The following is a 26,239-nucleotide window of genomic DNA, read 5'->3' on the forward strand; positions in this document are numbered from 1 at the left end:
GAGAAAAAATTATGAACTTTGGAGAAAATATTCAATCTTGGTTTGGCGTACAAATTGGAGCGTTATTGTTAGTGGTTATCGGGGCAGTTGCGATCTATTTCTTGATGAAAAGAGAGTTTTCTAAATTTGTCGGTTTTGCTGTATTTTCAATGATTGTCGGAGTGTTTGTATTCTCGCCTGATAACGTGGTAGGACTTGGAGAAAGATTGTGGTCAACAGTATTTGGGGGGTAAATTATGAAGCCGAAGATATTGCGAACTTACAATAGTGTTTGGAAAGTAGAGAAGGTTTTGTACGGTATTCAAGACATCCCATTGCCGATACCCTTATCGTATCGGCAATTAGGATTCTTTGCGGGAGGCATAATTCTAGTTTGGATGCTGAATCACTTCCCACCTTTAAGTCTAATAGATTTAGCTTTAATTGAATACATCTTTTTGCCGGGATTATTCGCATGGTTTTTCACCAAACAATTATTAGATGGGAAAGAGCCGCATCGTTTTTTAGTAAGTGTTGTTCAATTTCATCTGTCTCCGAATTATAGAAATCGTTATAAAGAAGTGTCAGACGTAAAAAAACCTTATCAATACACTGGTAAGGTTGGCTATCGCCAGTTGAGCTACCATGAAAGGAGGAAACCTGATGAACATAGAATTTCCGATTAACTATTTTGAAGGGAATTTAATCTTTTCTGAAGATGGATCCTGTTGGGCATATTATCAACTAGCCGGTTACAACTATGATTTTCTAGCAGATGACGAAAAAGACTACATTTTCACCAAAATCAAAGCCTTCTTTTGGCAAATCAATTTAGAAACTCATATGCTTGTTGTTCCGAATTTTCAATCTATAGAAGAAAAGCATGAACGGTTTAAAGAAAAATTGAGTGGACCCTTGAAGGATGCAGCTGTGAAACATACTGATGATGCTGCCATGCAGCTTGAAAATATTCTTGGTAAAGAAGGTACGGAGTATCGTTTCTTTCTAGGTGTTAAACTCCCAAAACCGGAAAACAAGAACAAAAACAATTCGTTCTTTAAGGATTTAAAAGAAGCATGGAAAGAGTTTATAGGGGGCGTTAATACCGCAAGTGGGCTAGATACTCCGGAGATATTAGAAGAAGAAATAGAGCGTTATAGAAGAAGCGAAAGACGAATTTTCAATAAAGTCCATTCTCGTATAAAAGCTGATCCAGTAAATGAAGAAGCCATTCAATGGCTGATCCGTCGCAATTGGTATCGAGGAATAGGGAAGGCTCCAATTCTTAAAAATTGGAGCCCGGCCTATTCCGTTGATTATAAAGAGTTTGAAGATAATGAAGTATTGGTGCGAAGACCCTTGTATCATGACGTTCTACGTTTAACGGAGGGATTCGTAGATGATTCGCCTAAAAGAAGCTTGGTTCTAAAGCAGATGTATGAGGGTGATGAAGTAGAAGGTCATGTTGCTTTTCTTACCGTTGCAAACGTTCCATATGAAATTGAGTTTCCGGGAGAAGAGTGGTTATATATCATTCAAAATCTTGATTTTCCCGTGGAAGTTAGTATCCGCACTGAAACAATGGATAATCGCAAAGCGTTAAATGCTGTTCGAAATAAGCGAAAAGAATTAAAAGATCAAGATCGCCATGCACAGGAAACCGGAAATGAAACGAATTTGAATGTTTTATCTGGAAAACAAGAAGCGCATGAATTGGAAGCTCATTTGCAAAAGTCTAGAATGCCGTTAATTAAAACCTCTATCGTGCTTGCGGTATCGGCAGAGGATGAAGATGAGTTGAAACGTAGGTGTGATACCGTCAAGGATATGTACCAAGATATGATGTTTCAGGTAGAACAGCCTTATGGAGACCAATGGTTAGCCTTTAATGAGTTTCTTCCCGGAGCCAAAAGGTATGTGAAAGATTATGTGCATTTCATGGAACCGGCCACAGTAGCCGGAGGAATGTTCGGAGCAACAAAACAATTAGGTGATGGAGAAGGTTTCTTTATCGGTTCTACTGGTGTTTTAGATCAACCTGTTTACATTATGCCGAACCGGGCAGCGCAAGGGATTCGAGGAACGAAAACCAATGCTTTATCTGCAGCCTTTCTTGGTTCTCTAGGTGGGGGTAAATCCTTCACCGCAAACCTTATCACATACCTTTCGGTTCTTTCAGGTGGTAAAGCTCTTGTAGTTGACCCTAAAGGAGAGCGTGGGAATTGGGGTGACGATCTATACGAATTAAAGGAAGAAATCAACATTGTATCCCTTTCCACACAAGAGGCAGATCGTGGGCGTTTGGATCCTTTTGCTATCCATCAGGATGTGAAAGAAGCCGAAACATTAGCTCTTGATATTTTGACCTTTTTAACAGGTGTTCGTTTAGGTGATTCAGAACGGTTCCCTAAATTAACGAAAGCTGTACGTGAAGTCGCAGAGGGAGAAAAGCCTTGTTTAACAAAGGTTCTTGAGTATTTAGTTGAAAGTGACGATACGGTTTCCAAGCAGCTTGGCGAACATATCCGGTCCTTTAGTGAACTATCTTTTGCGCAGCTTTTGTTTGGAGACGGAGAAAAACAATCTTCTATCAGCCTTGATAATGCCTTAAACGTGCTGCAGATTCAAAATCTTGAATTGCCAGCTCCGGACACAGACCCGGATAAATATAACTTATCTGAAATGCTTTCTGTGGCCATGATGCTCCCTATCTCATCTTTCGCCTTAAAGTTTATCCATAGCGACCGTAGCATCTTTAAAACGGTTTTACTGGATGAAGCTTGGGCTGTCCTTAACACTAGCCAGGGAAGCCATTTAGCGACCCGTCTTGTTCGTGCCGGTCGAGCCATGAACGCAGGTATTTATTTTGTTACTCAAAATGCGGATGATCTACTAGACGAAAAAATGAAAAATAATATCGGGATGAAATTTGCTTTTAGAAGCACCGATCCTAAAGAAATCGAAAATGTCCTTTCTCTGTTAAATCTGAAGCATACCGAATATAACGCTTCTACCTTGCGAGAACTTCAAAATGGCCAATGTTTATTCCAAGATATAACCGGTCGTGTCGGGGTTGTTTCCATTAATGCTTTATTTAAAGACTTATTCGATGCATTTGATTCCCGTCCTCCTGCAGAGAGGTTAGAAGTTTCAGAGGAAGAAATTGTTCCAGATGGAGAAGTGGATGATTTAATCGAAGAAGAACCAGAAACAGCACGATCGGGGGTGTATGTATGAAAAAATTAATAACCCTTATATCTTTTTCCGTCCTTCTTTTTGTTGCAGCTGCTTGCGGAAACGATGAAATCAATGGTCAAACTCCTTCTGATATTCCAATAGAATGGGCAAATGCCATGATTCAAAGAGATCAGGCCACAAGAGCTGAATTGCTTCAAAACCCATCAGAGGCTTTGGATCTATCAGAAGGTCCTCAAAATGATGAGGAACTACAAAATTATAGACTGGAAGAATGGAAAGCTTCAGATGATAAATACTTTTACGAAATTAAATTTACTGATCCCGTTAGTAATGAGGGCAGAACTCAAACTATGGAGATCAGAAGAACAGACGAGGGATGGAAACGAACTCAACTTCTTAACCTTAAAAACTTTGATACCTTAGTTGAGGGGCTAGATGGAACGGTTTTAAGGGAGTTGCATGAAGATGACTAAAATAGGACGTACTTTGCTCATTGCAATGGTCCTAGTATTGTCTATGCACATTCCGGCATCTGCAAATATTCAAGACAACTTAGTTCCCCAAGATCGAGAGGGAAGCACGGTTGGAGAAGTCGAATTAACGTATAACGAATACCCACAGCACCATTACAAGTTAGATACTTATGTAGATACTTCAGGTGATTGGCTTCCTTGGAATTGGGCAGAGGGGATTGGGAACGAACTGTATGTTGCATTAATGGAAATGGTTAATGCCATGTGGCAAATGAACGTTCTATTAGCCAACTTTACAATGCTTATTGTTCAAGAAGCGTTTGAATTAGATTTTGTATCCGGTGTAGTCGATGAAATAGGCGCAGCCATTCAAAACATTGCCGGTTTTGGCCAAGGTGGATTTATGGGAAATGGTCTTTGGCCGTTGCTTATTACATTTATCATTTGCTTAGTTGGTGCTTGGGCAGCTTATGTAGGAATGGTTAAAAGAGAAAGCAGCAGAGCATGGGGAGGGTTGATATCCTCTTTAATCGTTTTTGTCTTTTCTCTAGGTTTTTTCTCCAATGCGAGTCAAATACTAGGGGGCGTTAATCAGTGGTCAAGCGACCTGCAAGGAAACATTCTTGCGGTTACAGCGAATATAGTGACTCCTGGTGCTTCTTATTCAAAAGACGAAGGCATTGCATCTATACGAAATCAAATGCATGAAATCATGGTTCAAAAACCATACCTTTTAATGCAATACGGTACGACTGATGTTGAAAGCGATAGAGTAAACGATTTGCTTTCGATTGATCCAATTGCGGATGCTGAAGATCGTCAAGGGGTAGCAATGATAGAAGTTGAAGATCAAAACAATACAATGATGTCTACCAGTGGAGTATCAGATCGAGCTGCTTTTGTCCCGTTGTTATTTTTGGGGAATTCCATCATTGGAATATTTTTATTGCTCATATCTGGATCCATTATCTTATACCAAATTATTTTCATGGTTTTGGCACTTTTTGCCCCGGTTCCTTTGTTAATGGCGTTAGTCCCTCGATGGCAGCAGACAGCCGTTGAATGGGCGAGCAAACTTATCCATGCGCAGCTGATGAAAATCGCTATTGCCTTGCTTTTAACCATTCTCTTTGGCGTATCGGCTATTCTTTACCGGGCAGCTGATGGTACAGATTTAGGATATGTAGGGATGATGGTATTACAAATCATTTGTTTTGTTGGTATATGGGCTAAACGGAAAGACCTGTTTTCGATGGTTTCAACAGCTTCTAATAATATTCAAAGCAGTACAGGACAGACCCTACAAAACTATCGAATGAGATATAACAATGCCCGGAACAATGTCAGGCAAGGACAGAACTTTCTTACCAATAGAAATAGCTCTATGAGAGATCAGCCTTTGGCTAATCGTCAGGTTGCAAACGATTCTGTCAATCAGGAGACCCAAGGTGTAAATAAGAAAAAAGGTAAAAATCAAAAGATCAGTCATGCAAAAGCCGATGCAACTAACATCGCCCTCATGAATCGTGGGCAGGAGGAAGAAGCTAAAGTAAAAGCTCAAGAAGATAATGCTAAAAAGGTTCAGAATCGGGCGAATGTCGAAAATGCCCCTACTACTGATTCAGAAAAATTAATGGATCGGAAACGTGAAGACGGTAAAGATACTGAACGAACAGACGAGAAAAAAGAGGCTCCATCAAATGTTACGCATATTAATTCTTTGCGTGAGAGACGAATGGGAAAAGGCGAATTAGCAAAAGCGCCCCTTGCGGAGCGAGAAACCTTTAAGAACGACCTTAATGACACGGTACGAGACCTAGAGCAACATTCCAAAGAGCATCCTAACAGCAAGGATCATGAGAGTATTAACCAGCAACAGAGCGAACGCAATATCAATATGGTTAATCGCCAAGATCATCAAGATAAAATTAACGAAAAACAGACTAACAATCTTGCAGAAAGAAGGACGCTTGAAAAAGATGTAGACCGTGATATATCTACTGATTCTAGTAATCGGGAACAGACCAATGAAAGCACCAACCAAACTAATCTTGTCGATCGGACGACCCGGAACGTTACCACGAATGAAGGCCAAGAAAAGCATAGTAATGAGACGGTTAATCGAAATAACGTCTCCAATGAAAACACTGAAAGAACGGTTAATCATGTTACAGAGCGCAACCATAACAAGACAGAGAACAATCGAAACGTCCAGGACAGCTTCACTGAAACGGAAAATGTTTCTCGTGATATTACCAAACGTAGAGAGCAGAATGTGAAAGAGAATGTGAACACGATTAACAACGTTAATCGGGAAGAAAGAAATGAAACCACCAATCGAAATAACGTCAAAAAATCGGATAAAACGAATGATGTTAACCAAAGACGAGGATAGGAGGGAAGATCATGTTTGGATGGGATTTTGAGAACAGTAAAAGTGATCGAATTAAACTTTTTCTATTCATCCTTGTGATCTTCCTCGTCATTGGCTTCTCCACCACCTATGTATTGCGCAGCATTGGAAGCGAAGAAGCCGATACAGTCAACCAGTCAGAGGAAACACCTGAAGAAACCGAGGCTTTTGTTTCTTCTGATGAAGTTGAAAGTGAAGCGTCTTTGGAGGATGAAACCAACAAATATAATCAAACCGAGCATTTTACAGAGGAACAATTAGCCGAATCAAAAGAAGCAGCTGTTGAGTTTGTTCATGCTTATCACCCCTATAATGCCGAGGAACCAACCGAATATCTTGAAACGGCAAAACCACATATAACCGATTCTTTATATGGATCATTAAAAGAAGATGGCCGGAGAGAAGTGTTAGAGCGTTCGATTTTAACGGTTAACGATACGCAGGTGACAGAAGTCGTGAATCCTAGTAGTATTGTTGTCCGTTGGAATGTCATGGTTACGGGTGAAGCTCAATCCATTGATGGCAGCAAGACAGATACAGAGGATTGGTATTTAGTCGGATTGAGGGAAAGAGAAGGAGAATGGCTAGTAGAGGATGTGAGAATTAATGTCCCAAACTAACTATGATCCGAACGATTATGAACAGGAACCCACCCCTAAGAAGTCGGCCACTGGAAAGGCAGCTAAACATGTAGGGGAAAAGGTAGCGAAAAAAGCAGCAAAGGCAGCAGCTGCAAAAGCTGGAATCAGTATAGGTTGGCCCGTGATTTTAGGGGTAGCTGCAGTAGGCATTATTGCTGTTGGTTTAGCTGTTTCCCTTGTCATGATTGTGGCTTCCACTTCTACTTCAGAGGAAACCAGTTATGAAGGTGGTTTAGGGTTTTGGGGCGGTGAAATTTCTGAAATTGGCGCAAATGAAATTCCTGCAGCCTTCATTCCCATTTACAAAGCAGCTGAAGAAGAATACGGAGTCCCGTGGAATTTGATTGCAGCGCATCACAGAGTAGAAACGGTTTTTTCAACGATTGATCCGATGGTTTCCCCTGTTGGAGCTGAAGGACATATGCAATTTATGCCGTGTACGTGGACCGGTTGGAATCATCCGACATGTGGAGGATTAGGAGCCGGAAACATCCCTGATGGTGAAAAAATGGATCCGGCAGTCATTGCACGATACGGAGGGTACGGGGTTGATGCTAATGGTGATGGAAAAGCTGATCCTTGGGACATAGAAGATGCGATTTATTCTGCAGCAAACTATTTAGCTGCAAGTGGCGCAGCTGATGGACGTATCCGGGATGCCATCTTTGCTTACAATCGGGCTGATTGGTACGTAGAAGAAGTGTTAGGCTTTGCGGATTCCTATGTGGAAGGCTATGTGGCCATTGGTGGCGGCACCGGTGGAAACACAGGTGTTGAGGTTGTAGACGTAGGTAATCAGTGGATCGGCAATTCCGTTTATGTTTTTGGCGGTGGAAGAAATCAAGCTGATATTGCGGCAGGGCGTTTCGACTGTTCCAGTTTTGTTCATTGGGCATTTGCTCAAGTAGGTATGGACTTAGGTCCTCTTACTTCTACCAGTACGGAAACGCTCAAGCACCTTGGGCAGCCGGTTTCTCCGAATGATATGCAGCCAGGGGACCTTGTATTTTTTGATACGTACAAGATCGATGGCCATGTTGGGATTTACGTGGGTGACGGAAAATTCATAGGAGCCCAAACGAATACGGGTGTAGCAATTGCTGATCTATCACAAGGGTATTGGCTACAGCATTTTAATGGTCGTGTGAAGCGTCTTTAAATTACTCTTTGATGTTACAGACTTGGGAAGTTTAACGCTTCCCTTTCTTTTAGCTTCAGCTAGGAGGTTGAGAATGGAAACAAAGCGACGTTATTTTACCGCCAGTGAGATTAACCAGTTTACTTTTTGTAAGGAAAGTTGGCGTTTAACAAAGCTCAAAAAAGAAGGGAAAATTCGTTTGCGAGATCAGGATTATCAAATCCTCAATAATCGCTTCAGAAAAGGAAATGAGCATCACAAAGAATACCATGCAAAACGTGCTTATCAACCGAAATCCTCAAGCGTTGGCCGTGTCCTACTCTATGTCTTTGTATTGGTGGTGATCCTTTGGATAGTACAACATTACTGGTTCTAGTTGCAGCTGCAGCTGCAGCCGTTCTCCTTTATTTTCTTTTTCGTAACGGGAAAAATCTTGTTGTGTATGAGGATCTTAATGGAGCTGAAATCTTGATTGATGATGAGTTCAGAATCAAAGGGAAGCCAGATCAGGTACTGAAAAATTGAAGATACGCTATGGTTATTGAGGTAAAGTCAAAGTTCATTCCAAAAAATCAACGATCTCCCTACCCGGGAGATCGTATGCAGCTTGCAGCTAGTATGAAACTTGCTGAACGTCATTTCGGGAGAGTAAAAGGCGGTTACGTTTCGTATAAGAATCGATCCTTTTATGTCCGGTGGAATTGGTTTTTAAAGAGGGAATTACTGAAGACCATTCAGTTAATGGAACGTGCGGAAGAAGGAGAACAATTAAAGGTGCATGCGAAAAAAATAAGTGTTTTTCTTGTGTGTACCGGGACCGTATTTGTAAAGTAGCAAAATAGTGGCTCGCTGAAGAATATACTATGAAAATATTAAATGGTATAATTGACTTTATTTGTATAAGGAGGAATTTGTTTGAGGTCTAGAAATCATTATGAGTCGCAGCTTAGATTTAATAAAAGAACCAAATCGAGACCATGTGATGGTAAAAGTGTAACAGATGATCCTCAATTGATTTTGGATTATTTGAGTAGAAATACAGAGTTTGATACGTTTATCCGAGGGTGGAAATTAGATGAAGGAATTAAGTGGATTTTAGGATATGATCGTTATATTTTGGATAAAAAATCTCAATTAAATGCCCCATTTATTAATCAAACCTTACCCCCCGGAACAATTGTTTTATGTGATTTTTATGGACATATGGGGACGGAACTTACTTTTGAACATCCTGCTATAGTTTTAACTGAAGTTTATGGTGGAATAGTAATTTGTCCTATAAGTTCTAAGAGTTATCAGGATGGTGTATCATCTCACATTGATCTTCCGCAAGGTGTTCCTACGATGGGTGATTTGCCATATGCTAGTGGAATAAAGTTAGAACAAACGAGATTTATCTCTAAGAGTAGAGTCTTAAAGAAATTTAAGCGAGTATCTGACAATGCTAAACTTATGGAAATAAATTTAAAGTTAACTAAAGAGCTAATGCCTTTCTTCTATAGCGAAATTTTAAAAGATACAGAAAGTAATAATGATATCTTGCATTGGAAGGAACAAGAAATAAGAGCTTTAAAAGAGGAAAAGGTTCTGCTTGAAGAGGAACTTCGGTTAAAATCGGAGAAAATTTTGGAGTTAGAGAAAGCTCATTAATAGTTACCCCTTGAACCAACTCCTAAAGTGTTGTATATTATAAATACAAACAATATTAACGGGTCTTGAACCCATCAAAAAATTAACGGACTATAAGTCCAAACCCCCATTGATTTAATCAGTGGGGGTTATATTTTTGTCTTACCGAAAAGTCCTTTCTGCAAAGTTTCTGCACATTATTTGGGTAGATTAAACGTGAATCAAAATTTTGGAGGGATGATTGTGAAGAAAAATAAGTTATTAATGGGCGCCCTGGCTTTTACTCTTAGCGCAATGCTTGCAGCATGTGGCGGCAACGACGATGAAATGGGTTCAGGTGACATGAATGAGAACATGGATGAAAACATGGAAGAGAACATGGATGATATGGATCATATGGACGAAAGTGACTCAATGGAGGGAATGGACCATTCAGGCATGGAGATGTCTGGATCAGGTGAAATACCTGAAGGGTTAGAAGAAGCAGAAAACCCAACTTTTGAAGTAGGGGATACGGCCATTATCACTGAAGCTCACATGGAAGGGATGGAGGGCGCTGAAGCAACGATTGTAGGTGCATATGATACGGTTACTTACAGTATTTCATATGATCCGACTAATGGAGGTGAACGTGTAGAGGATCACAAGTGGATCATTCATGAAGAAATTACAGACGCTGCAGATGAGCCTTATGTAGAAGGTGATGAAGTGCAAGTAGAAGCTGATCATATGGAGGGAATGGACGGGGCAACTGCTACCATTGACTCTGTAGAAGAAACCACTGTATATATGATCGATTTCACTTTGGAATCAGGCGAAGAAGTGACGAATCATAAATGGGTGACAGAAAGAGAATTGTCTGCTGAATAATCAAAAGCTGAGAGTGAAACTCTCAGCTTTATTTAGTGTTCAGTTATTTTTGTTATTCTGATGGAATGATTTCTTCTGTCAACCAGTTCATTCCGCCATCTTCAGTAACAGCAGCCGTTCCGTCACCAGTTACTGCATAAATCTGATCAGGGTTTGAAGGATTCACTGCAAGATAAAGCACTGATTCCTCTAAAGGGATACCTCCAAGTTCCCCCTCATGGGAGAAAAAAATTTGGTTTTTGACGTGGTAAAATTGATTCTCTGTATATAAAGCGGCACTAGTACCTTCTGTTTTCTCTAATAAGGTGACGGTGTCGCCCGCATCGTTCGATTCAAAAATTCCACGATTAGTCAGAATGGCTAGCTGATCCTGATTTTCAGGGTGAACAGTCAGTCCAAAAACGGATTCTGCCTCCAGTCCTGAAAGTTGGGTAGGTACCCAGTCACGACCCTCATTCTCTGTATAATAAAAGCCAGCATCAAGTTCACTATTGCTCTCCATCAGGATGGTGTAGAGACGTCCGGTGTTTTTGCTGGCTGACATATAGTGATAGTCGGTTTCACCAGAGAAAACAAGTTGTTCAAGCGTTTCGCCTTGATCTGTACTTTTAATCAGACCGAGTGGATTTTCAAGGTCACTTGATGGTTCGGGATGACCGCTTGCATAAAACCCTTCCTTAGTTGCGGTAAACCCCATATAATCATGGTTGTTTGAAGTGGAATGGAGCCATTGCTCACCTTCTTTTTTTAAAAGACCGTAATGTGTTGCGATTAAAAGGTCTTCATCAACGAAGCCCATTCCATGTACGTGGGCGTGAGCTGTATCTGTATTTACTTCTTCGTAAAATGCTTCTTCTTCTGTTGAACATGCTGTTAAAAGTAAAATAGCACTTACAAGACTTACTTTTATTTTATCCATTTATAACCTACTCCCCAAATTGTATGCAAATGTTTTTCGATAGGAAAACCTATCTTTCTAAGCTTGTCCCGAAGATTTCTTACATGTGAATCCACTGTTCGCCCATCTGTCCAGGCCTCATATCCCCAGATGATGGATAGCAGCTGCTCTCTTGAATAAGCCCGTCCTGGATTCTTTAGCAAATGGCCAAGAATCGAAAATTCTTTTGGTGTAACGTTTACAGTCATTTCATTATAAGATAATTCATGAGAAAACTCGTCCCAGACCAGTCCCTTATGTTCAATTCTTCTGGAGAAATCATCAGAAGTACGTCTGAAAATAGCATGAATCCTTGCTACTAGCTCTTCCTCGTCAAATGGCTTGACGATGTAATCATCTGCACCGTCCTGCAATCCTCTAATAATATCTTCTTTTTCATAAAGTGCAGTTAAAAGGATAATCGGAACATCTGAGAATCTTCGAATAATCCGACATGCCTCGAAACCGTCCATACTAGGCATCATGACATCTAGTAAAATAAGGTCTGGCTCTTCATCCTTTACCAGTCTAATCGCATCCTCCCCACTACGAAGTTTAATGCAGTCATAGCCGAGGGGTTTTAAGTAGAGTTCAAGTAAATCAAGCATTCGCTGTTCGTCATCTACAAGTGCTATTCTTTTCATGAGGAAACTCCTTTCAAATCAATGACGATACTTAAGCCGGAACCAGTATTTTCAGCCCAAATCTTTCCCCCATGTGCTTCAGTAATTTCTTTAGCGATTGCAAGACCAATTCCAGTCCCACCCGTTTTTCTATTTCTAGATGTATCAACCCTGTAGAAGCGATCGAACAGAAAAGGCAACGCATCTTCTTTAACTCCGGGACCTTCATCTGTAAGTACGATCTGTTCTTTAGTAACTGCAATTTGAACTTTTTTTCCTGAAGGGGTGTATTTTAAAGAATTGTCCATTAAGTTAGTAATAACCTGTTCAAATCGACGTTGATCTATCTGTTTGTAGAAGGGGATAGATGCATGTATTAGAAGGTGAATTTGTTTTTCATTAAAGACAAGCTGCAACCTCTCTGTAATTCCCATGATAAATGATGTCATTTCCGTTCGTTCAGGTTCTATTGTAAAGCTATGCTCTTCCAGTCGGGCAAGTTCAAATAGATCCTCAATTAGCTTATGAAGCCGTTGTGATTCGTCATAGATAATCTCTCCATATGCTGAATCTTCTTTTTTAAAAAGTCCAGCGTACCCCTTGATATACGTAATGGGTGTTCTTAATTCGTGAGCAATTGAGGTTAAAAATGCTTTTCTTGTTCTTTGTATCTGATGCAGGTCTCCGGATATTTTTGTAATCGCTCGAGCGAGTTCTCCAATTTCATCACTTCTTTTTGTCTCTGGTACGGTGATGACTAACCCTTCACTCAATTTTCCAGCGGCCAGTCTGATCGAGAGAAGTGGTTTTATAATCAAATGACTCAGAAAATAAAGGCTAAGGACTAAAAAACAACCTAACAGCAATGCTGCAATCAAAAAGTGTCGATTTAATTTACTAATCAGGGATTGAACTTGAGCAGTCGGTTCGAGCATAATGACACTTCCGCCCCCATCAATCAGACTGATACTGGCGAGGAAGGGTTCGTTTCGCCAATCGTCTTCTGCCACTCCTTCTTCTGTGATTTCCCATCCCTCAGATAGATGTTCATCTGCCTGATTGGAAGCACCTGCAACTTGTCCATTTTTATTAATAATAACGACATCAGTCATCGCTTTTTCTTCCATCATGACAACATGATCGATTGTTTGCTGATCCATGCTTTCAGACAGGACATCACGATGGCTATCACCACGCTGGTGAAGGTTTTCAAGCTTATTATTCACTTGTTGATCTACAAGTAGATTGTGCATGATAAATAAACACACGACCAGAATGATCGTAATGCCGAATAAATAATAGAGACTGATCTTTAAAGATAACTTACTCATACCCGCACCCCATCTCATATAAAGAGTATACGATCATTTTGTGCAGAAAATATGCAGAAATACGGGTTTTTTTATGAATATCATGAATTTTGTTTACCAGAAAACCCATCGGGAAAAATTGACTAGAACATACTTAAAGGAGGAAGTAAACATGAACCAACAATACCAGGATTGTTTGGAAGCTTGTAAGAGATGTTTGGAGGCGTGTAACCATTGTTTTGATGCCTGTCTTAATGAAGAGGATGTAAAGATGATGGCACATTGTGTCCGTTTAGACCGTGAATGTGCAGATGCATGTGCGCTGGCGATCACTGCGATGCAGACTAACAGCCCACACGTACACGAAATATGCGAGTTATGTGCAAAAATTTGTGAATCATGTGCAGAGGAGTGTGCAAAGCATAATCATGATCATTGTCAACAATGTGCGGATGCGTGTCGTCAATGTGCTGAGGAATGCCGAAAGATGGTTTTAAGTTAATTTTTAAAGAAACTTGGAACAACTAGGGATCTAAATACAAGGCTTTTATTCTCCTGGAAGATGAAAAATTACTCTTTCAGAAGATTTTAATATGTAGAAAGAATGCTTATGGCAGTTTTCTGCGTAGTGTATGTTATCATAGTGAACCGAAAAAGCATCCATTCTTATTATGATGTACTTAACTCACAATGGAATTCTAATAAAAGTAAGAGTTTTTTTAAGCAGCAAAGCTGGCTAGTATGTAACTGGTTTAAACCAGTTACATACTAGCCAGCTTTTGTTAATGATGAAAAATCAATAAAGTGCATGATTAATCTCATAAAATAACATTTTTTAGTTCATCGTTAGCTTTCAACTATCACTGATTTTGTTCTTGGCCAGGTATCGTCGCCGACTTCTACTTGATTGCTAAAATAAAATGGCGATGAGAGAATAATAATAGCCATAATAGCAATTACTAGCTTTTTCAATGTGATTCACCACCTTATGGTTTATATAACATATCACTTATTATTAATAATGTTATATAATTAATAATACATAACAAATATATAGTTTTTTTGAACTTTTTGTCAATAAAAGATTTAGGAGTGACTAGAATGAACTCAGTTGGGGTCAAATTAAAACAAATAAGAAAAGATCAAAACATTACGCAAGGAGCATTAGCTGAAGGCATTACCAATCGCAGTTATATTAGCCAGATTGAAAAAGGCATGGTGAAACCCTCAATAAAACTTTTAAGGAAGTTATGTGAGCGCTTGAATTGTGAGGTAGATGCCCTTTTTGCTGATCAGGAATCAAACGTCATTACATTGGATATAAAGAATAAATTGTCATCAATTGAAAACTATGTAATACACGGTGAAGCCATTGATGGATTAAAAGAAGACATTAAAATTGTAGAAGATAATATTGAATCCCTAAACAATTTGGATTTGGCATTATATTATTTTTGTAGAGGAAAGTATGAAAAACATTATAAAAAGAATAGAAAAGATGCAACTGAATACTTGATAAAGAGCATTGATTTATATAAAAAAAGCAGTTTACACCAAGAGAAAATTCGCAGTGTAAATGAATTAGTTGATATTTACGTCGAACATAATAACTTAAGTGAAGCTTTTGATTACTTAGATACCTCATATAAAGAACTACTTATTCAAAATGTTGGCGGTATTGAACGCATCAAGTTTTTGACTAATCTAGGTATTGCTCACGCCAAAATTGGTGAGTATCGGTCTTCAATTAGATTTTTGCAATCCGCTATTGATCTCAGTGACGGCATGAAAGTATATGTAATGACCGGTCAAGCACATATGGTACTAGGGTTGTGTTATAAAAGAGTTCAAGAATATAAACTAGCTCTGTCGTCATACGAGAAGGCAGTACATTATTTTAAAGGCGTTTCTGACAAATTAAATCTAGCAAACACTTTGACCAATATTGGAATTTTGCATAGGTACGAAAAAAGTTTTGACAATTCCCAAAATTATTTTGCGGAATCTCAACAAATCTACAAAGAATTAAATGACGGGTTTGGCCTTCTGAACTTAATATATGAAATGGCAGTAACTCAGTATTATAAAAATAATTTTAATAAGGTTCTCTTGCTAGCTAAAGATTTTAACGCCAAACTTTACGGAGGTTTCCCACCTAATATCACAATAAAATTCAATTTACTTCAGGGAGATGCCCATTTCTCAATGGGTGAAACAAAGAAAGGTTTAGAATTATATAGGAAAGCTTTTTCATCTAAAGAAAACACTCCGGAAAGCCAAAGAGATATTGCTTATTATGTGAGCCAAAAGGTAGGAAATCTTCCTGAATGGAACTCCATTGTTAGAAAATATTCTTTAGAATTTGAATTTAAATATTAAACCTATGTATATAGAGAATTTCATATTTAGACAGTGAGATATTCTACTTTGTTCAATGGGAAGGCAACACGATTAGCGATACTTCTATGGTCACCCCTAACGTTGTCTGTTTTGCTGTAATAAAAAAATTAGAGCGTTGTTAATGATAACAACGGTCTAATTCAATTTACACCGAAATTCAAAATAGTTTTCTAATTGCAGGTGTTTTTTTAAAGATGTTTTAAGAGAACAGCTGCAGGGATACACGTCAAAATAATAATAAAAACAAGGACCGATTTAATCGGGTCCTTGTTTTTATTAGGGATTGTACATTATAAGACTGTGCCATAAACAGACCAAGAGTTTAATTTAGCAATTCCTTTCATCAAAATAAAAATTCTCCTGTTTTTTTCAATAAAATTTTATGTCCATCCTCGAAATAAGTGATGGCGTTTAAAAGATTACCTTGATCAACCAATATGGTGCCTTTTAAAAGATAACATTCTGAAAGCCAGTATGGGTTTTTTTCTTTGAAGAATGAAATAGCCAATTCTAACTCTTGTATTGCTTTGCTAAATTCCTTCTTTTCAAGATATACCTTCGCTAAAATATATTTAAGCTTAGCCTGTATAAAGTCATCTTCTTTATTAATATCTTTTTCTACATAATCTAGGAGCATTCTAAAGTTTTGTTTATTAAACAAATTAAGTGCCATCTCGAAAGTAGCATTGTTTTTATAATCATTTAGTTCATGTTCATTGCATATCTTAATTGCTTCCTGTAAATATTCAATAGATTTATCGAAATTATCAATCTTTCTGTAACATATTGCTAAGTTGGTTAGACAAGCAACTATATTCGCATAATCCTGTTTTGCTTCAAAATGATTTAATGCATTAGTACTTACAGCTATACTTTTTCTGTAATTCCCTAAATACAAATGAGCTATACCCTCCAACATATCTAGAGAGCCTCCATATAAATATAAATCATATTCTGCGGATACTTTATTTACTTTTTCAATCATTAATAATCCATCTTCAAACTGATTAATGCGACAATAACAAACGGCAAGATTGTATGTGAACTTAATATATAAGAGAATATTATGATCAGATAAATTAAATTTCTCCAGCAAAAAAACCCCATAAACAGAGCCATTGATACTCTCCATGAATTTTCCTGTATATCGATAACTAAATACTAAATATGAATACACTTCTATATAATCGTTTATGTTGGTAGGGGTAATGTACTCTAATGCCTTTACAAGTTCTTGAATTGCTGCCTCATGATTTTTCATCGAGTAAAAAAGTATGCCGTATATTTTGTGGTACATCCCTTTATGCTCTGGAGTCAAATCCGTAAAACTTACGAGTTCAAGTGTTTCCTTAGCTTTTAAGTATTTCTTTTTCACGATAAAATTTTTTGAACGGTTTAACAAAATAACTTGGCTTACTTCTATATCTTCAACTTCTTCTATTAAATCAGATATTTTCACCCCTAAACTCGTAGCAATTTGCTTAAGAGTTTTCAATGAGGGATCAATCTTTCCACTTTCGATTTGGCTAATCACACTACGATTAAGGTTCGGTTTTGCAAGTTCTTCTTGCGTAATCCCTAAGGCAGTCCTATAATTTCTTATATTTTTCCCTAAATCCATCAAAAAAAATCCTTTCAGCATACAAAAGTTGTTATATTATTTATAACAATAAACACTAATGCGTTTTATGTGTAAATTATATTGCTATTTTACATAATTATAGTATAATTGTGGTAATAGAAATTTGATTATTCAAAAAATTCAATGCAGGGAGGGACCTATGTTTAGATGATAAAGCTTTTAATGCTTTCAGATCCTATATGGCCAGATGCTTGCCACGATATAATAGATATCATTTATAATCAATTTATTCATTATCATACCATATAATTAAACATCAAACAGGTTTATTTACATAGAGTTTTGTATGGTGTAATAAAATTTTTAAAAAGGACTAAGACAAATGGAAAATAATTATAAGCTACATATGGAGAAGCATGGAAAAGGCGAGAAGTATTTATTTCTTCCTGGAGTTGTAGGAACGATAAATTACTGGATTGAAAGCTTAAAACCTTATTTCTCAAAAGGAGAATTTATATTTGTGGACCCTCTAGGATTTGGACGGTCTCCAAAACCCAACATTATCTATACGGTTGATGAGCATATTAATGCTATTTATCAGAGAATTAAACTTGAAGGTCCCTTTGTACTAGTGGGGCACTCCATGGGGGGGATTCTCGCTCTAAAATTAGCAAGTCGATATCCAGACCTCGTAAAAAAAGTGATAGTTATTGGATTGCCAGTCTTTTCTGATGAGAATGAGGCCAAGGTTTATTTTCGAAGTCGGATGAGAGGTTCTATCACATATAATTATTTAGCAGCCCTATCATGTCTGTTTTCTCGTGGAATTCTTTCCGGAATTTCCCCATTATTAAAGAAAAGGAAAAAATTTTCACCTTTGTGGAGCCCAACAATGATTGATGAAATGTTGATGCACACTTGGAAATCATTCACATCGAGTCTGTGGGAAGTGGTTTACCGAGGGGATGTAAAAAAAATATCTGAACAAGTAGACAGTAAAATACCGATTGTTTGTTTGCATGGAACTAACGATAAAACTGCTCCAGTTTCTAATCTTCATTCTTTAATGAACCTTCACAAGGAATGGGAGATATTTACTGTTACAGGGGGAGACCATCATATCTTTCTTCATCACACTTCTTGGTGTATGAGATATATATTACAGGAAGAATAGGAAGTACTCCAAAATAAAAAATGAACTGTGTAAGTACTTTACTCTCACAGTTCATTCTCTATAAAAATTTATCTTCAGTTATTATTCAACCCTGCTAAAATTTCTAACTAAAAAAGAAGTAGGTTCAGTTGGGTAATCTGCATTGATCAGATCGCTTGAATTTATTTTCGTTTTTTTCGTAATCGGTAAGTTGGTATAGTTAATTTTAAAAACTATGCTACCGATTAATTTATCTCCCAACCCAAAAGAAAATTCAAATTCAGATTTAATCAATTTAATACTGGCTTTATTATCATTCCATCCTATAGAGTAAGATTCCCAGGCATCAACCCTGTACCGGATGGTTTTTAAAGATTCAAGTTCTAAATTATCTTTGATAACTAAAGTACCCTCAGGACTATAATATAAACAGACTAATGTTTGATTGTTTGTATCTAACAATTCTAATTGTACATTTCTTTTATTGTAATTTTTCACGTAAAATTCAAACTGAATCTTACCTTTATTTCTTCCACATTCCCATCTTTGAAGCATCAGCATTTCGTATGGATCTCGATTTATTGCGGAAATAGTTCCTTTATGATTATCAATTAACTTTATCTCTCCCCATTTTGGCTGAATAAACCCCCAATTTTCAAATTCATCTCTATTTGCAGATTCAAAAGAATGATTATTATATAAATCGACTTTACTTAGCCATATATCTTCTTTATTCATACTATACACAATCCATGTGTAATGGCCAGGAGGGGGATCACTCCCAGCCGTTAATCCGGTGGGATAGCTAGGGCCATAATATTTATGTAGCCCGAAATATTTTCGTGGAGAGACCCAGTTTGTCAGACAATTCATCCCATAATAATTTTTTCCATCATTACTAGTTGTTACTGCTAATGGCCATCTATGAGTATTATCATTCGTTGGATTATATACAAGAGCATACTTTGTATTTGTTATTTTCTCAGCCCAACATTTCCCACCAGCTGTAACGATAGAAGGTTGCTTAGTTAATGGCGCCCAGGTTAAACCTTTATCTTGGCTGATAGAAGCTTTTCCCCATTTCCAAAATCCGATGGTTTCTAAATCAGAAACTTGATAATAAGTAAATGCTTTCCCATCTTCTATAGAGTAAAACCCATCTTTACTTCGATCTTCCTCCCACCATTTTTGTGTAAGAAGTTTATTGCTTAATAATTCTTCGCAATCATTAATGAATTCCAGATCTTTAGAATTCAAATAATAAGGGTAAATTGTATTTTTCTCATCCCATCCTGCATGAAGGTTATAACGAATAAAATAAATTTCGCCTAATTGCCCATTAGGCTGAATTTCTCTAATAACCCTTCCAATACCTTTCCCGTTATTCGGGAATTCCTCAGTATTAAGACTTAATCCATAGAATCCTAAACCATAAAGTTTACGTCTTTTAGATATAAAAAAGCCCATACGATGATGCATATTTGCATATAAACAATATTTATTAAAAGAGACTTTATAAGGTGGAAACAATTCAATGGCTGAACTCCATTTTTCCCCATCTATCGATGTCTTTAATAGGGTTCTAGAAGGGGGGATAGTTTCACTAATCGGGTTATTGATATAAGATAAATAAAATTTATTAAAAATGTAGGCTAACATAGGAGAATGATTAAAAGTTCCTTTATCTCTCTCTGGTTTTTCTTTGTCACGTGAACATCTCGTTACTTGATAATGTTTAATTTTTGGTACAGTACTATATCCACCATCGTGTTGTTCATTACATTCCTTTTGACATACATGACAAATTATTTCACCCATTTTTTTCCTCGCTGATGAAATTTTTACTCCGCATTGAAAGGTGAGCATTAAAAAATGGGATAACATTCTCCCAAAAGTCAGGATCACTCTGTGAGTCTCTATGCCCGTCACTTTTTACATAGAAACTATTTATTTTTACTCTGCTTTTAATATATTCAAGTTCACTTGAAGGTACAAAGTTATCATTGATTGAATGGGTCATTAAAATTGGAGTTCGAGTATTCTCTAATGCTTTTATGCAATCTAAATCTTCTTTCGTTTCGCGCGTTGTAATATTAGCTCTCATAAAAATAAACTTAGTTAGAATGGGAACTAAAGGATATGTGGGAAGTTTTTTCTGTTTTAGAAATGATTCCATTATAGTAGTGAATTTTATCGGGCTAGAATCAATGACAATTGCCTTTGCCGTATTTCCTTTTGATAAAGATAGAATGCTGCCAAAACCACCAAATGAATGTCCAAGCAGACCAATGTTGTTTGTGTCTATATCTTTGCGAGATTTGGCGAATTTCACGGCTGAGATTATATCATCTCGAAACGTTTTTACGGTCAATGCTTTTACGCTACTGCTTTCACCATGGCCCCGAACATCGAATAGTAGAAGAGAATATCCTTCTTCATGCAATCGATCGACATATCTATAAACTGTATCTCGGCTGGAACCCCACCCATGGCATAAAATTATTAAAGGAGGGGTTTCTTCGAATTTAGAGGGTATAAACCAACCTCTTACAATACCTTCCTTGCTAGGAAATTCGATGTTTTCATAAGGAACTGAAGGAACGGAAGTTATTTGTCGTCTTAAGGGCTGTTGAATTTTTTTTGCCATATTCCAAAAAAACAAAAAAACGCCGCCAAATACACCTATGCTACTTATTATGAAAAATAGTAACTTTTTCAACCCTTTCATCCCTTCTCATTCCATATATATTTATCAGTAGATAATCTTTCCTTTAAGGTATTTATTACTTTAAATTCTTTTTCTTCACTATCCGCTTCAAATGTTACAGAAAAGCGTATAAAATTTCCTGCATCATCCCAAGGTACAGTTGAGATAAGTTTCTTTTTTATTAAATATTGTGAGAAGTCTTCGCCAGAATTAAATGTTTCCCCATCTGTTGTTCCTATAGGTGCTTCCACATACAAATAAAAAGATGCTTGAGGCTTTCTCACCTTAAAACCTAACCCCAATAATACATCTGTTAACATTTTATGACGTCTATCGTACTTTTTCCAAGTGCGATAAGTAATTTCGGGATTTCTTAAACAATGAATAGCTGCTTTTTGTATAGGAATGAATTGACCAGAATCGGAATTGTTTTTCACACTTGAAAAAGCTTTGATGGCTTTTTTGTTGCCTGCCAAGAATCCAATTCTCCAACCAGTCATATTAAAAGCTTTAGATAACGAATGCAGGGAGAGACCAACGTCCTTGGCGCCTGGTACGGATAGAAAAGATAGTCTATTTTCATTAGCGGTGAGGGGTGCATAAGCTTCGTCCGAAATTACAAGAATATTATTCTTTTTTGCAAACTTAACTACTGTCTCATAAAATTTCCTTGTAGCAGGTGCACCTGTAGGATTATTGGGGTAGTTGATATAAAGTAACTTTGCTCTATCTAATACTTCTTCATCTATATTATCTAAGTCTGGGTAGAATTCATTCTCTTCCTTTAAAGGTAAACCCACCACATCACCACGAAGCCAAGATGTATGGGTAGCTAGGACCGGGTAGCCAGGTACTGTTACTAGAGCAACATCGCCTGGATTAATAAAAGCATAAGGAAGCAAACTTAGTGCAGATTTCGCTCCAATACAGTGTACAATTTCTTCTTGAGGATCAAGTTTAGAATGTAATCTAAATTCTTTTTCTAAATATTCTGCAGCGGCGAATTTGAAATCCTCAATCCCATTGTCAGAATAACCACGGTTTTTACTTTTTTTAGCTTCCATGTATAAAATATCGATAACTTCACTTTCGGCCATCCAGTCTGGTTCGCCTAATCCCATGTCTATTAATAGCTTATCGGGGTTATTTTTTAAAGCTTCTTCTTTTGCTTCTTTGATCTTACCAAATTTATAGTCTTTATTTTCTTGGCCAAATGTTGCTCCTCCAATACGGTCTGAAAACAGATTATTTATATTGTATTCACTTAAAATTGAGCTCTTCATCTTTTTTCCTCCTTTAAAGTCATCGTTTCTAATTCTTTTAACAACAAATTACGTTTTACTTTTCCTACCCCACTTCTAGGTATTTGATTAATTTTTACGAATTTTTGCGGTATTTTAAAGGATGCTAATTGTTCTTTTACTAAAGGGATTAAATCTGTTTTCTCAACATTATTATTCGTCACATAAAAAGCTACTGGATACTCTGAAATACTTCCTGGACTCTTATAGCCGACTACTGCTGCATCTCGTATATCAAGATGTTTCTTTAAAACGTTTTCTATTTCTACAGGGTCCACTTTCTTGCCCCCTACATTGATACTGTCATCTTGCCTTCCGTACACATAAAGAAACCCTTTCCTCATTTCTGCTATGTCATAAGTATGATAATATCCATCCTCAGTAAGTAAGGAATTGAATTTATTTAAATCCTTATAATAACCTGTGCTCATTGAAGTAGATTTAATTTGAATGATTCCTTTTTCTCCGTCCCTACATAACTTTCCAGATTCGTTTATAATTCTTACACTTACCCCTTCAATTAATTTACCTAGTGAATTGGGAATGGTACCATCATTAAAGGTAGCCGGACCAGCTTCAACAATCCCATAGTAATCACAGATGGGTAGATGAAATCTAATTTTAAATTCTGACTTAGTTGAATTATGCAGGGGTGCAGAGGAAGAAAGACAAAGTCTTAGATTCTTAATTTTTGGCTGATAACTTGTTGAAAGTAAACTGTCATATACAAATGGAAAAGCAGTAATGATAGACACATTTTCTTCTTCAATTACTTTCCAAATATATTTTGGAGTTAATATTTTTTTGCAAATAATAATACAAGCACCGCTCAAAAATGTTGAAATAAACGAAGTATTAAAAGCAAGACCATTATGAAAGGAAGCGGTACATAATATCTTGTCCTCTTTTATTAAACTTGAAGCTTCTGCCCAGTTACGCCCTGCATTTAATACTGCACTCTCAGTAAACATTAAACATTTTGGTACGCCTGTCGTACCTGATGAAAACCTACATGTCATAGTATTCTTCAAATCATTGTTATCTTCTATGCTTTCTACTTTAAATTCTTTAAAAATAATTTGATCGCCTAAACCAAGCTTAATTACATAATTGATACTATACTTTTCGCACAAAGTATTAACTTCGGTATCAGTAAAAGTGTAATCGATTAACATTGGAATAGAACCAGCTTTAATTAAAGCGTAATAGATAAATATATATGTTGGATGGTTTTTCATTTGAATTCCAACTGGACCTTTTGAAGATAATTTCATATTTAATATTTTTTCATGCCTTTCAATTTCTTCCCACATTTGAGAATAAGAATAAGTTTGGTTACCATAACGTATTGCTGGGCGTTTATTATATAATTCGGAGCTTTCCTTTATTTCCTCAATAATCATCTTATTACTCCTTTTATCGATTTAAAAAATATCTATCTCTTTTCAAACCATTAGTTTTGTCCACTCCAATCACTCCTGCATAGAGTATTTCATCCAACGGATGAAGATTTAAAAACTCTTTGACTTCTTCGTCATAATAGCCACCGATGCATGAATAACCTAATCCTATTTCGTTAACTTTTAAATGGATCTCTTGGGCCAACATTCCAGATTCAATAAGAGATTTTTTCCAATGTAAATCCTCATCTTCCATTCCTAAATTAGCACTAAAAAATAAAGCAACCGAAGCATTTTCAAGAATTTCTTGATTGATACATAGTTCCTTTACTTTGACATTAAAATCACCAATTTTTTCTTTTTTTAGATGGCCGCTTTCTAATTTATAAATTCCTGATTCCAGTGAATTTACATTATTAATTACAAAAGTTGTTTCTAACGGAAAATCACAATGAGAGATGAATTCAACAATCTTATCGAAGTCTGATAAGGCTATCTTTTCTTTGTTGAAAGTAGAGGCGGATCTTCTGTATTTAATAAGATTTAATAGTTTATCAAAATTTTGGTTTTCATAACCTAACCGTGATTCAGAAAGCCAAGAAGCTTTTGGGATAAGGTTTTTGGCATATACTTCCTTTTGGAAGCTACTAATTGGTTCCCAATTAAACTGATTACTTTGATCAGGGTCATTTGTATAAGAGTTGCTTAGATGATCTTTACCTACAACCTTAGAATTACTAATTTCTCTACTTTGATTAAAGTTTTTAATTGATATTAAACCTACGGCTTCTTCAATGGCATCTAAATTCAATAGTTTACTTATACTTCTATTGTTACAAATCGTATAAGTGCTTGTATCCATGCCTAGAGTATTTGCTAAAAGTCGCATATTGGTTATCACGTGTCCCGCATCTAGATGACAAAATTGATATCCTCTGTAAGAATATTTCCAACAACTCTTCCAAAGAGCTGCTGTAAATACAATATATATATCATCGTCTGAATCTTGTTCGAGTAAGTTATCATGAAGGTGAATATTCTCGTTGTTAATCTTATATAAGGCCATATCATGAGGGGAATAATAAAATACCCCTTTCTCTAGGGGAGGAGCATTATTAATAACAACATATAGTTCAATGGGGTAACATGCACCAGCTGACGGGTACGACCATAACATTTCTGGTTGGTGGTCATAAAATTTAATAGAGTTCATTCCAAAACCACTTAAAAGAAGACGCTCCAATCGATCAATAGGGTCATTTTTGGGTTTTTGCTTCGCGTAACTTGTTTTTAATCTTATACTATAGCCTTTATATTTTTTATTGCGTTCTGGTCGATCAAATTCGTTAAATCTACTTCCCACGTATTCACGCCCGCGTACATTTTTGACAAACTCTAGTAGCTCCTGACTACCAGTTGTTTTCAAATTATCACTTAACATAAGGAATTCCTCCATTACTAAAATAATGGTCGACCCTTCTGCACCAGTATTTCCAATATTCTTCAATGGCGGTCTTACCAAAGATAATCTTACTCTTTACTTTTACTTCTGCTCCTTCTGTAAATGTATAGGGGGTATTAAATGATTCAGCCATTAATTGAAATTTACAAGCGTTTTCTAAAACAATCGCCCAACAAATGGTTTCAGGAATAGATTTTCCTACAGCTACTATTCCATGATTCTTCAGAAACAGCGTATTTCCTACAGAAAAGGAATCGGCAACCTTACTCCCTATTTTCTGATTAGTTACAGTGTTTGTAGTTAAGTCAAACTTTTTTGTATTCATTACTGGCGTGGCATCGTGAGTTACTGGTTTAAGCTCCAGGTTTGTAGCGCCAAAAAGCATAGAATAAGGGGGGTGGGAGTGTATTAGACAATTTACATCCTTTCTACTCTTATAGATTTCTGTATGGAGTGGCCATTCAGAAGGTATAGCACCCTCACCAACCAAACGATTCCCTTCTAAATCAATTAATATGAAATCGTTTTCCGTTGTTTCCTCCCAACCTAGAAAAGCTCTTCGTATCAAAATAGTATTTTCTGTTATGCGATATGAAATTTGGCCATTGTTGATATCATTGTGTCCTTCTAAAAAGAGAGTTTTTGATCCGTAAGTTAAATCTTTTAAAACAGTAGCATTAATCTCTTCAATTGAATTCAAAGTCATCAAACTCCTTCCAATTGTTCCTGCTTCCTGATAACGAATTGACTCAGCGTAGTTAAAGAATCAAACACTTGAGGTTCTATCTCTTCAATTTCTAAGTCAATATCAAATTTTTCTTCAATCAGTACGATTAAATTTATCTGAACCAATGAGTCAAGACCTAAGTTTCCAATATTATCTCCAACCTCAATTAAATCTTCTTCTGTAACATTATCTTCCGATGCTTCAAGCAGTAATTCCTTTATAATCTCCTTCAATTTCCACCCTCCTTTCACAAAAAATTCAAAAAATTGTAGAAATTATTATAATTTACAGTATAA

27 protein-coding genes are annotated in these 26,239 nt (G+C 36.8%); 15 read left to right on the top strand and 12 right to left on the bottom strand.

Going from position 1 to position 26,239, the window contains the following annotated elements:
• Nucleotides 1-11: 11 nt before the first annotated feature.
• The 12 genes from C4B60_RS19565 (at nucleotide 12) to C4B60_RS19615 (ending at nucleotide 10,341) form a co-directional block, all read left to right on the top strand.
• A complete protein-coding gene (locus C4B60_RS19565; RefSeq protein WP_104059649.1) occupies nucleotides 12-233 on the top strand; it encodes a hypothetical protein in 222 nt (73 codons plus the stop codon).
• 3 nt (nucleotides 234-236) lie between these two features.
• Nucleotides 237-665: a conjugal transfer protein gene (locus C4B60_RS19570; protein ID WP_104059650.1), complete on the top strand. Its 429-nt coding sequence runs from the start codon at nucleotides 237-239 to the stop codon at nucleotides 663-665.
• On the top strand, nucleotides 643-3,216 hold the full coding sequence (locus tag C4B60_RS19575; protein WP_104059651.1) for an ATP-binding protein: 2,574 nt from the start codon (nucleotides 643-645) through the stop codon (nucleotides 3,214-3,216). Before C4B60_RS19570 ends, C4B60_RS19575 begins: the two co-directional genes overlap by 23 nt.
• Nucleotides 3,213-3,650 (top strand): hypothetical protein, encoded by a 438-nt coding sequence (locus tag C4B60_RS19580; protein WP_104059652.1) that lies wholly within the window; start codon nucleotides 3,213-3,215, stop codon nucleotides 3,648-3,650. The genes C4B60_RS19575 and C4B60_RS19580 overlap by 4 nt, the downstream gene beginning before the upstream one ends.
• Nucleotides 3,643-6,045, top strand: coding sequence for a CD3337/EF1877 family mobilome membrane protein (locus C4B60_RS19585; RefSeq protein WP_209020117.1), 2,403 nt, complete (start codon nucleotides 3,643-3,645; stop codon nucleotides 6,043-6,045). Before C4B60_RS19580 ends, C4B60_RS19585 begins: the two co-directional genes overlap by 8 nt.
• Nucleotides 6,046-6,056: 11 nt before the next feature.
• Nucleotides 6,057-6,683: a hypothetical protein gene (locus C4B60_RS19590; RefSeq protein WP_104059653.1), complete on the top strand. Its 627-nt coding sequence runs from the start codon at nucleotides 6,057-6,059 to the stop codon at nucleotides 6,681-6,683.
• Nucleotides 6,670-7,863: a bifunctional lytic transglycosylase/C40 family peptidase gene (locus C4B60_RS19595; protein ID WP_104059654.1), complete on the top strand. Its 1,194-nt coding sequence runs from the start codon at nucleotides 6,670-6,672 to the stop codon at nucleotides 7,861-7,863. The genes C4B60_RS19590 and C4B60_RS19595 overlap by 14 nt, the downstream gene beginning before the upstream one ends.
• Before the next feature lie 73 nt (nucleotides 7,864-7,936).
• Nucleotides 7,937-8,218 carry a hypothetical protein gene (locus tag C4B60_RS19600; RefSeq protein WP_104059655.1) on the top strand — a complete coding sequence of 94 codons (282 nt, stop codon included), beginning with the start codon at nucleotides 7,937-7,939 and terminating at the stop codon, nucleotides 8,216-8,218.
• Nucleotides 8,191-8,367, top strand: a complete 177-nt coding sequence (locus C4B60_RS21565; RefSeq protein WP_167578710.1) for a hypothetical protein — start codon at nucleotides 8,191-8,193, stop codon at nucleotides 8,365-8,367. Before C4B60_RS19600 ends, C4B60_RS21565 begins: the two co-directional genes overlap by 28 nt.
• Nucleotides 8,368-8,376: 9 nt before the next feature.
• On the top strand, nucleotides 8,377-8,676 hold the full coding sequence (locus tag C4B60_RS19605; RefSeq protein ID WP_135122147.1) for a hypothetical protein: 300 nt from the start codon (nucleotides 8,377-8,379) through the stop codon (nucleotides 8,674-8,676).
• Between the two features lie 81 nt (nucleotides 8,677-8,757).
• The gene (locus tag C4B60_RS19610) at nucleotides 8,758-9,492 is read left to right on the top strand and encodes a type II toxin-antitoxin system PemK/MazF family toxin (protein WP_104059657.1); all 735 of its coding nucleotides are present in this window, start codon (nucleotides 8,758-8,760) and stop codon (nucleotides 9,490-9,492) included.
• A 216-nt stretch (nucleotides 9,493-9,708) separates the two neighbouring features.
• On the top strand, nucleotides 9,709-10,341 hold the full coding sequence (locus C4B60_RS19615; RefSeq protein WP_104059702.1) for a YdhK family protein: 633 nt from the start codon (nucleotides 9,709-9,711) through the stop codon (nucleotides 10,339-10,341).
• A gap of 52 nt (nucleotides 10,342-10,393) precedes the next feature.
• On the opposite strand, the gene C4B60_RS19620 is transcribed toward C4B60_RS19615, so the two are convergent.
• Genes C4B60_RS19620 through C4B60_RS19630 form a run of 3 tightly spaced genes read right to left on the bottom strand, consistent with a single transcriptional unit; the run spans nucleotide 10,394 to nucleotide 13,232 of the window.
• Complete coding sequence (locus C4B60_RS19620; RefSeq protein WP_104059658.1) at nucleotides 10,394-11,260, bottom strand: F510_1955 family glycosylhydrolase; 867 nt, start codon at nucleotides 11,258-11,260, stop codon at nucleotides 10,394-10,396.
• The gene (locus C4B60_RS19625) at nucleotides 11,248-11,922 is read right to left on the bottom strand and encodes a response regulator transcription factor (RefSeq protein WP_104059659.1); all 675 of its coding nucleotides are present in this window, start codon (nucleotides 11,920-11,922) and stop codon (nucleotides 11,248-11,250) included. The genes C4B60_RS19620 and C4B60_RS19625 overlap by 13 nt, the downstream gene beginning before the upstream one ends.
• A complete protein-coding gene (locus C4B60_RS19630) occupies nucleotides 11,919-13,232 on the bottom strand; it encodes a sensor histidine kinase (RefSeq protein WP_167578711.1) in 1,314 nt (437 codons plus the stop codon). Before C4B60_RS19630 ends, C4B60_RS19625 begins: the two co-directional genes overlap by 4 nt.
• A 151-nt stretch (nucleotides 13,233-13,383) precedes the next feature.
• On the opposite strand from C4B60_RS19630, the gene C4B60_RS19635 reads away from it, so the two are divergent.
• The gene (locus C4B60_RS19635; protein ID WP_104059661.1) at nucleotides 13,384-13,713 is read left to right on the top strand and encodes a four-helix bundle copper-binding protein; all 330 of its coding nucleotides are present in this window, start codon (nucleotides 13,384-13,386) and stop codon (nucleotides 13,711-13,713) included.
• A gap of 344 nt (nucleotides 13,714-14,057) precedes the next feature.
• On the opposite strand, the gene C4B60_RS21925 is transcribed toward C4B60_RS19635, so the two are convergent.
• On the bottom strand, nucleotides 14,058-14,183 hold the full coding sequence (locus tag C4B60_RS21925) for a hypothetical protein (protein ID WP_280632287.1): 126 nt from the start codon (nucleotides 14,181-14,183) through the stop codon (nucleotides 14,058-14,060).
• 129 nt (nucleotides 14,184-14,312) lie between these two features.
• Here C4B60_RS21925 and C4B60_RS19640 point away from each other — a divergent pair, with 129 nt between their 5' ends.
• On the top strand, nucleotides 14,313-15,590 hold the full coding sequence (locus C4B60_RS19640; RefSeq protein WP_104059662.1) for a helix-turn-helix transcriptional regulator: 1,278 nt from the start codon (nucleotides 14,313-14,315) through the stop codon (nucleotides 15,588-15,590).
• A 364-nt stretch (nucleotides 15,591-15,954) separates the two neighbouring features.
• On the opposite strand, the gene C4B60_RS19645 is transcribed toward C4B60_RS19640, so the two are convergent.
• Complete coding sequence (locus C4B60_RS19645; protein ID WP_167578712.1) at nucleotides 15,955-17,232, bottom strand: helix-turn-helix domain-containing protein; 1,278 nt, start codon at nucleotides 17,230-17,232, stop codon at nucleotides 15,955-15,957.
• A 343-nt stretch (nucleotides 17,233-17,575) separates the two neighbouring features.
• On the opposite strand from C4B60_RS19645, the gene C4B60_RS19650 reads away from it, so the two are divergent.
• Nucleotides 17,576-18,367 carry an alpha/beta fold hydrolase gene (locus tag C4B60_RS19650; RefSeq protein WP_104059664.1) on the top strand — a complete coding sequence of 264 codons (792 nt, stop codon included), beginning with the start codon at nucleotides 17,576-17,578 and terminating at the stop codon, nucleotides 18,365-18,367.
• 81 nt (nucleotides 18,368-18,448) lie between these two features.
• On the opposite strand, the gene C4B60_RS19655 is transcribed toward C4B60_RS19650, so the two are convergent.
• Genes C4B60_RS19655 through C4B60_RS19685 form a run of 7 tightly spaced genes read right to left on the bottom strand, consistent with a single transcriptional unit; the run spans nucleotide 18,449 to nucleotide 26,176 of the window.
• Nucleotides 18,449-20,164 (bottom strand): hypothetical protein, encoded by a 1,716-nt coding sequence (locus tag C4B60_RS19655; protein WP_104059665.1) that lies wholly within the window; start codon nucleotides 20,162-20,164, stop codon nucleotides 18,449-18,451.
• Nucleotides 20,157-21,065, bottom strand: coding sequence for an alpha/beta hydrolase (locus C4B60_RS19660; protein WP_167578713.1), 909 nt, complete (start codon nucleotides 21,063-21,065; stop codon nucleotides 20,157-20,159). Before C4B60_RS19660 ends, C4B60_RS19655 begins: the two co-directional genes overlap by 8 nt.
• A 5-nt stretch (nucleotides 21,066-21,070) precedes the next feature.
• Nucleotides 21,071-22,336 (bottom strand): LL-diaminopimelate aminotransferase, encoded by a 1,266-nt coding sequence (locus C4B60_RS19665; protein WP_104059667.1) that lies wholly within the window; start codon nucleotides 22,334-22,336, stop codon nucleotides 21,071-21,073.
• Nucleotides 22,333-23,757 (bottom strand): class I adenylate-forming enzyme family protein, encoded by a 1,425-nt coding sequence (locus tag C4B60_RS19670; RefSeq protein ID WP_104059668.1) that lies wholly within the window; start codon nucleotides 23,755-23,757, stop codon nucleotides 22,333-22,335. The genes C4B60_RS19665 and C4B60_RS19670 overlap by 4 nt, the downstream gene beginning before the upstream one ends.
• Nucleotides 23,758-23,770: 13 nt before the next feature.
• Complete coding sequence (locus C4B60_RS19675) at nucleotides 23,771-25,195, bottom strand: SagB family peptide dehydrogenase (RefSeq protein WP_167578714.1); 1,425 nt, start codon at nucleotides 25,193-25,195, stop codon at nucleotides 23,771-23,773.
• Nucleotides 25,185-25,916 (bottom strand): class II aldolase/adducin family protein, encoded by a 732-nt coding sequence (locus tag C4B60_RS19680; protein ID WP_245154057.1) that lies wholly within the window; start codon nucleotides 25,914-25,916, stop codon nucleotides 25,185-25,187. Before C4B60_RS19680 ends, C4B60_RS19675 begins: the two co-directional genes overlap by 11 nt.
• A gap of 5 nt (nucleotides 25,917-25,921) precedes the next feature.
• Nucleotides 25,922-26,176: a phosphopantetheine-binding protein gene (locus tag C4B60_RS19685; protein WP_104059671.1), complete on the bottom strand. Its 255-nt coding sequence runs from the start codon at nucleotides 26,174-26,176 to the stop codon at nucleotides 25,922-25,924.
• Nucleotides 26,177-26,239 lie beyond the last annotated feature (63 nt).

This window comes from Jeotgalibacillus proteolyticus (assembly GCF_002926065.1).
Taxonomy (GTDB): Bacteria; Bacillota; Bacilli; order Bacillales; family Jeotgalibacillaceae; genus Jeotgalibacillus; species Jeotgalibacillus proteolyticus.

Bases quoted from the DNA above. Each gene is read 5' to 3' on its own strand.
- C4B60_RS19665 (WP_104059667.1), bottom strand. From the start codon at position 22,336: ATGAAGAGCTCAATTTTAAGTGAATACAATATAAATAATCTGTTTTCA.
- C4B60_RS19640 (WP_104059662.1), top strand. From the start codon at position 14,313: ATGAACTCAGTTGGGGTCAAATTAAAACAAATAAGAAAAGATCAAAAC.
- C4B60_RS19670 (WP_104059668.1), bottom strand. From the start codon at position 23,757: ATGATTATTGAGGAAATAAAGGAAAGCTCCGAATTATATAATAAACGC.
- C4B60_RS19650 (WP_104059664.1), top strand. From the start codon at position 17,576: ATGGAAAATAATTATAAGCTACATATGGAGAAGCATGGAAAAGGCGAG.
- C4B60_RS19630 (WP_167578711.1), bottom strand. From the start codon at position 13,232: ATGAGTAAGTTATCTTTAAAGATCAGTCTCTATTATTTATTCGGCATT.
- C4B60_RS19655 (WP_104059665.1), bottom strand. From the start codon at position 20,164: ATGGGTGAAATAATTTGTCATGTATGTCAAAAGGAATGTAATGAACAA.
- C4B60_RS19635 (WP_104059661.1), top strand. From the start codon at position 13,384: ATGAACCAACAATACCAGGATTGTTTGGAAGCTTGTAAGAGATGTTTG.
- C4B60_RS19600 (WP_104059655.1), top strand. From the start codon at position 7,937: ATGGAAACAAAGCGACGTTATTTTACCGCCAGTGAGATTAACCAGTTT.
- C4B60_RS19615 (WP_104059702.1), top strand. From the start codon at position 9,709: ATGATTGTGAAGAAAAATAAGTTATTAATGGGCGCCCTGGCTTTTACT.
- C4B60_RS19645 (WP_167578712.1), bottom strand. From the start codon at position 17,232: ATGGATTTAGGGAAAAATATAAGAAATTATAGGACTGCCTTAGGGATT.
- C4B60_RS19580 (WP_104059652.1), top strand. From the start codon at position 3,213: ATGAAAAAATTAATAACCCTTATATCTTTTTCCGTCCTTCTTTTTGTT.
- C4B60_RS19620 (WP_104059658.1), bottom strand. From the start codon at position 11,260: ATGGATAAAATAAAAGTAAGTCTTGTAAGTGCTATTTTACTTTTAACA.
- C4B60_RS19595 (WP_104059654.1), top strand. From the start codon at position 6,670: ATGTCCCAAACTAACTATGATCCGAACGATTATGAACAGGAACCCACC.
- C4B60_RS19625 (WP_104059659.1), bottom strand. From the start codon at position 11,922: ATGAAAAGAATAGCACTTGTAGATGACGAACAGCGAATGCTTGATTTA.
- C4B60_RS19590 (WP_104059653.1), top strand. From the start codon at position 6,057: ATGTTTGGATGGGATTTTGAGAACAGTAAAAGTGATCGAATTAAACTT.
- C4B60_RS19675 (WP_167578714.1), bottom strand. From the start codon at position 25,195: ATGTTAAGTGATAATTTGAAAACAACTGGTAGTCAGGAGCTACTAGAG.
- C4B60_RS19565 (WP_104059649.1), top strand. From the start codon at position 12: ATGAACTTTGGAGAAAATATTCAATCTTGGTTTGGCGTACAAATTGGA.
- C4B60_RS19585 (WP_209020117.1), top strand. From the start codon at position 3,643: ATGACTAAAATAGGACGTACTTTGCTCATTGCAATGGTCCTAGTATTG.
- C4B60_RS19570 (WP_104059650.1), top strand. From the start codon at position 237: ATGAAGCCGAAGATATTGCGAACTTACAATAGTGTTTGGAAAGTAGAG.
- C4B60_RS19605 (WP_135122147.1), top strand. From the start codon at position 8,377: ATGGTTATTGAGGTAAAGTCAAAGTTCATTCCAAAAAATCAACGATCT.
- C4B60_RS19575 (WP_104059651.1), top strand. From the start codon at position 643: ATGAACATAGAATTTCCGATTAACTATTTTGAAGGGAATTTAATCTTT.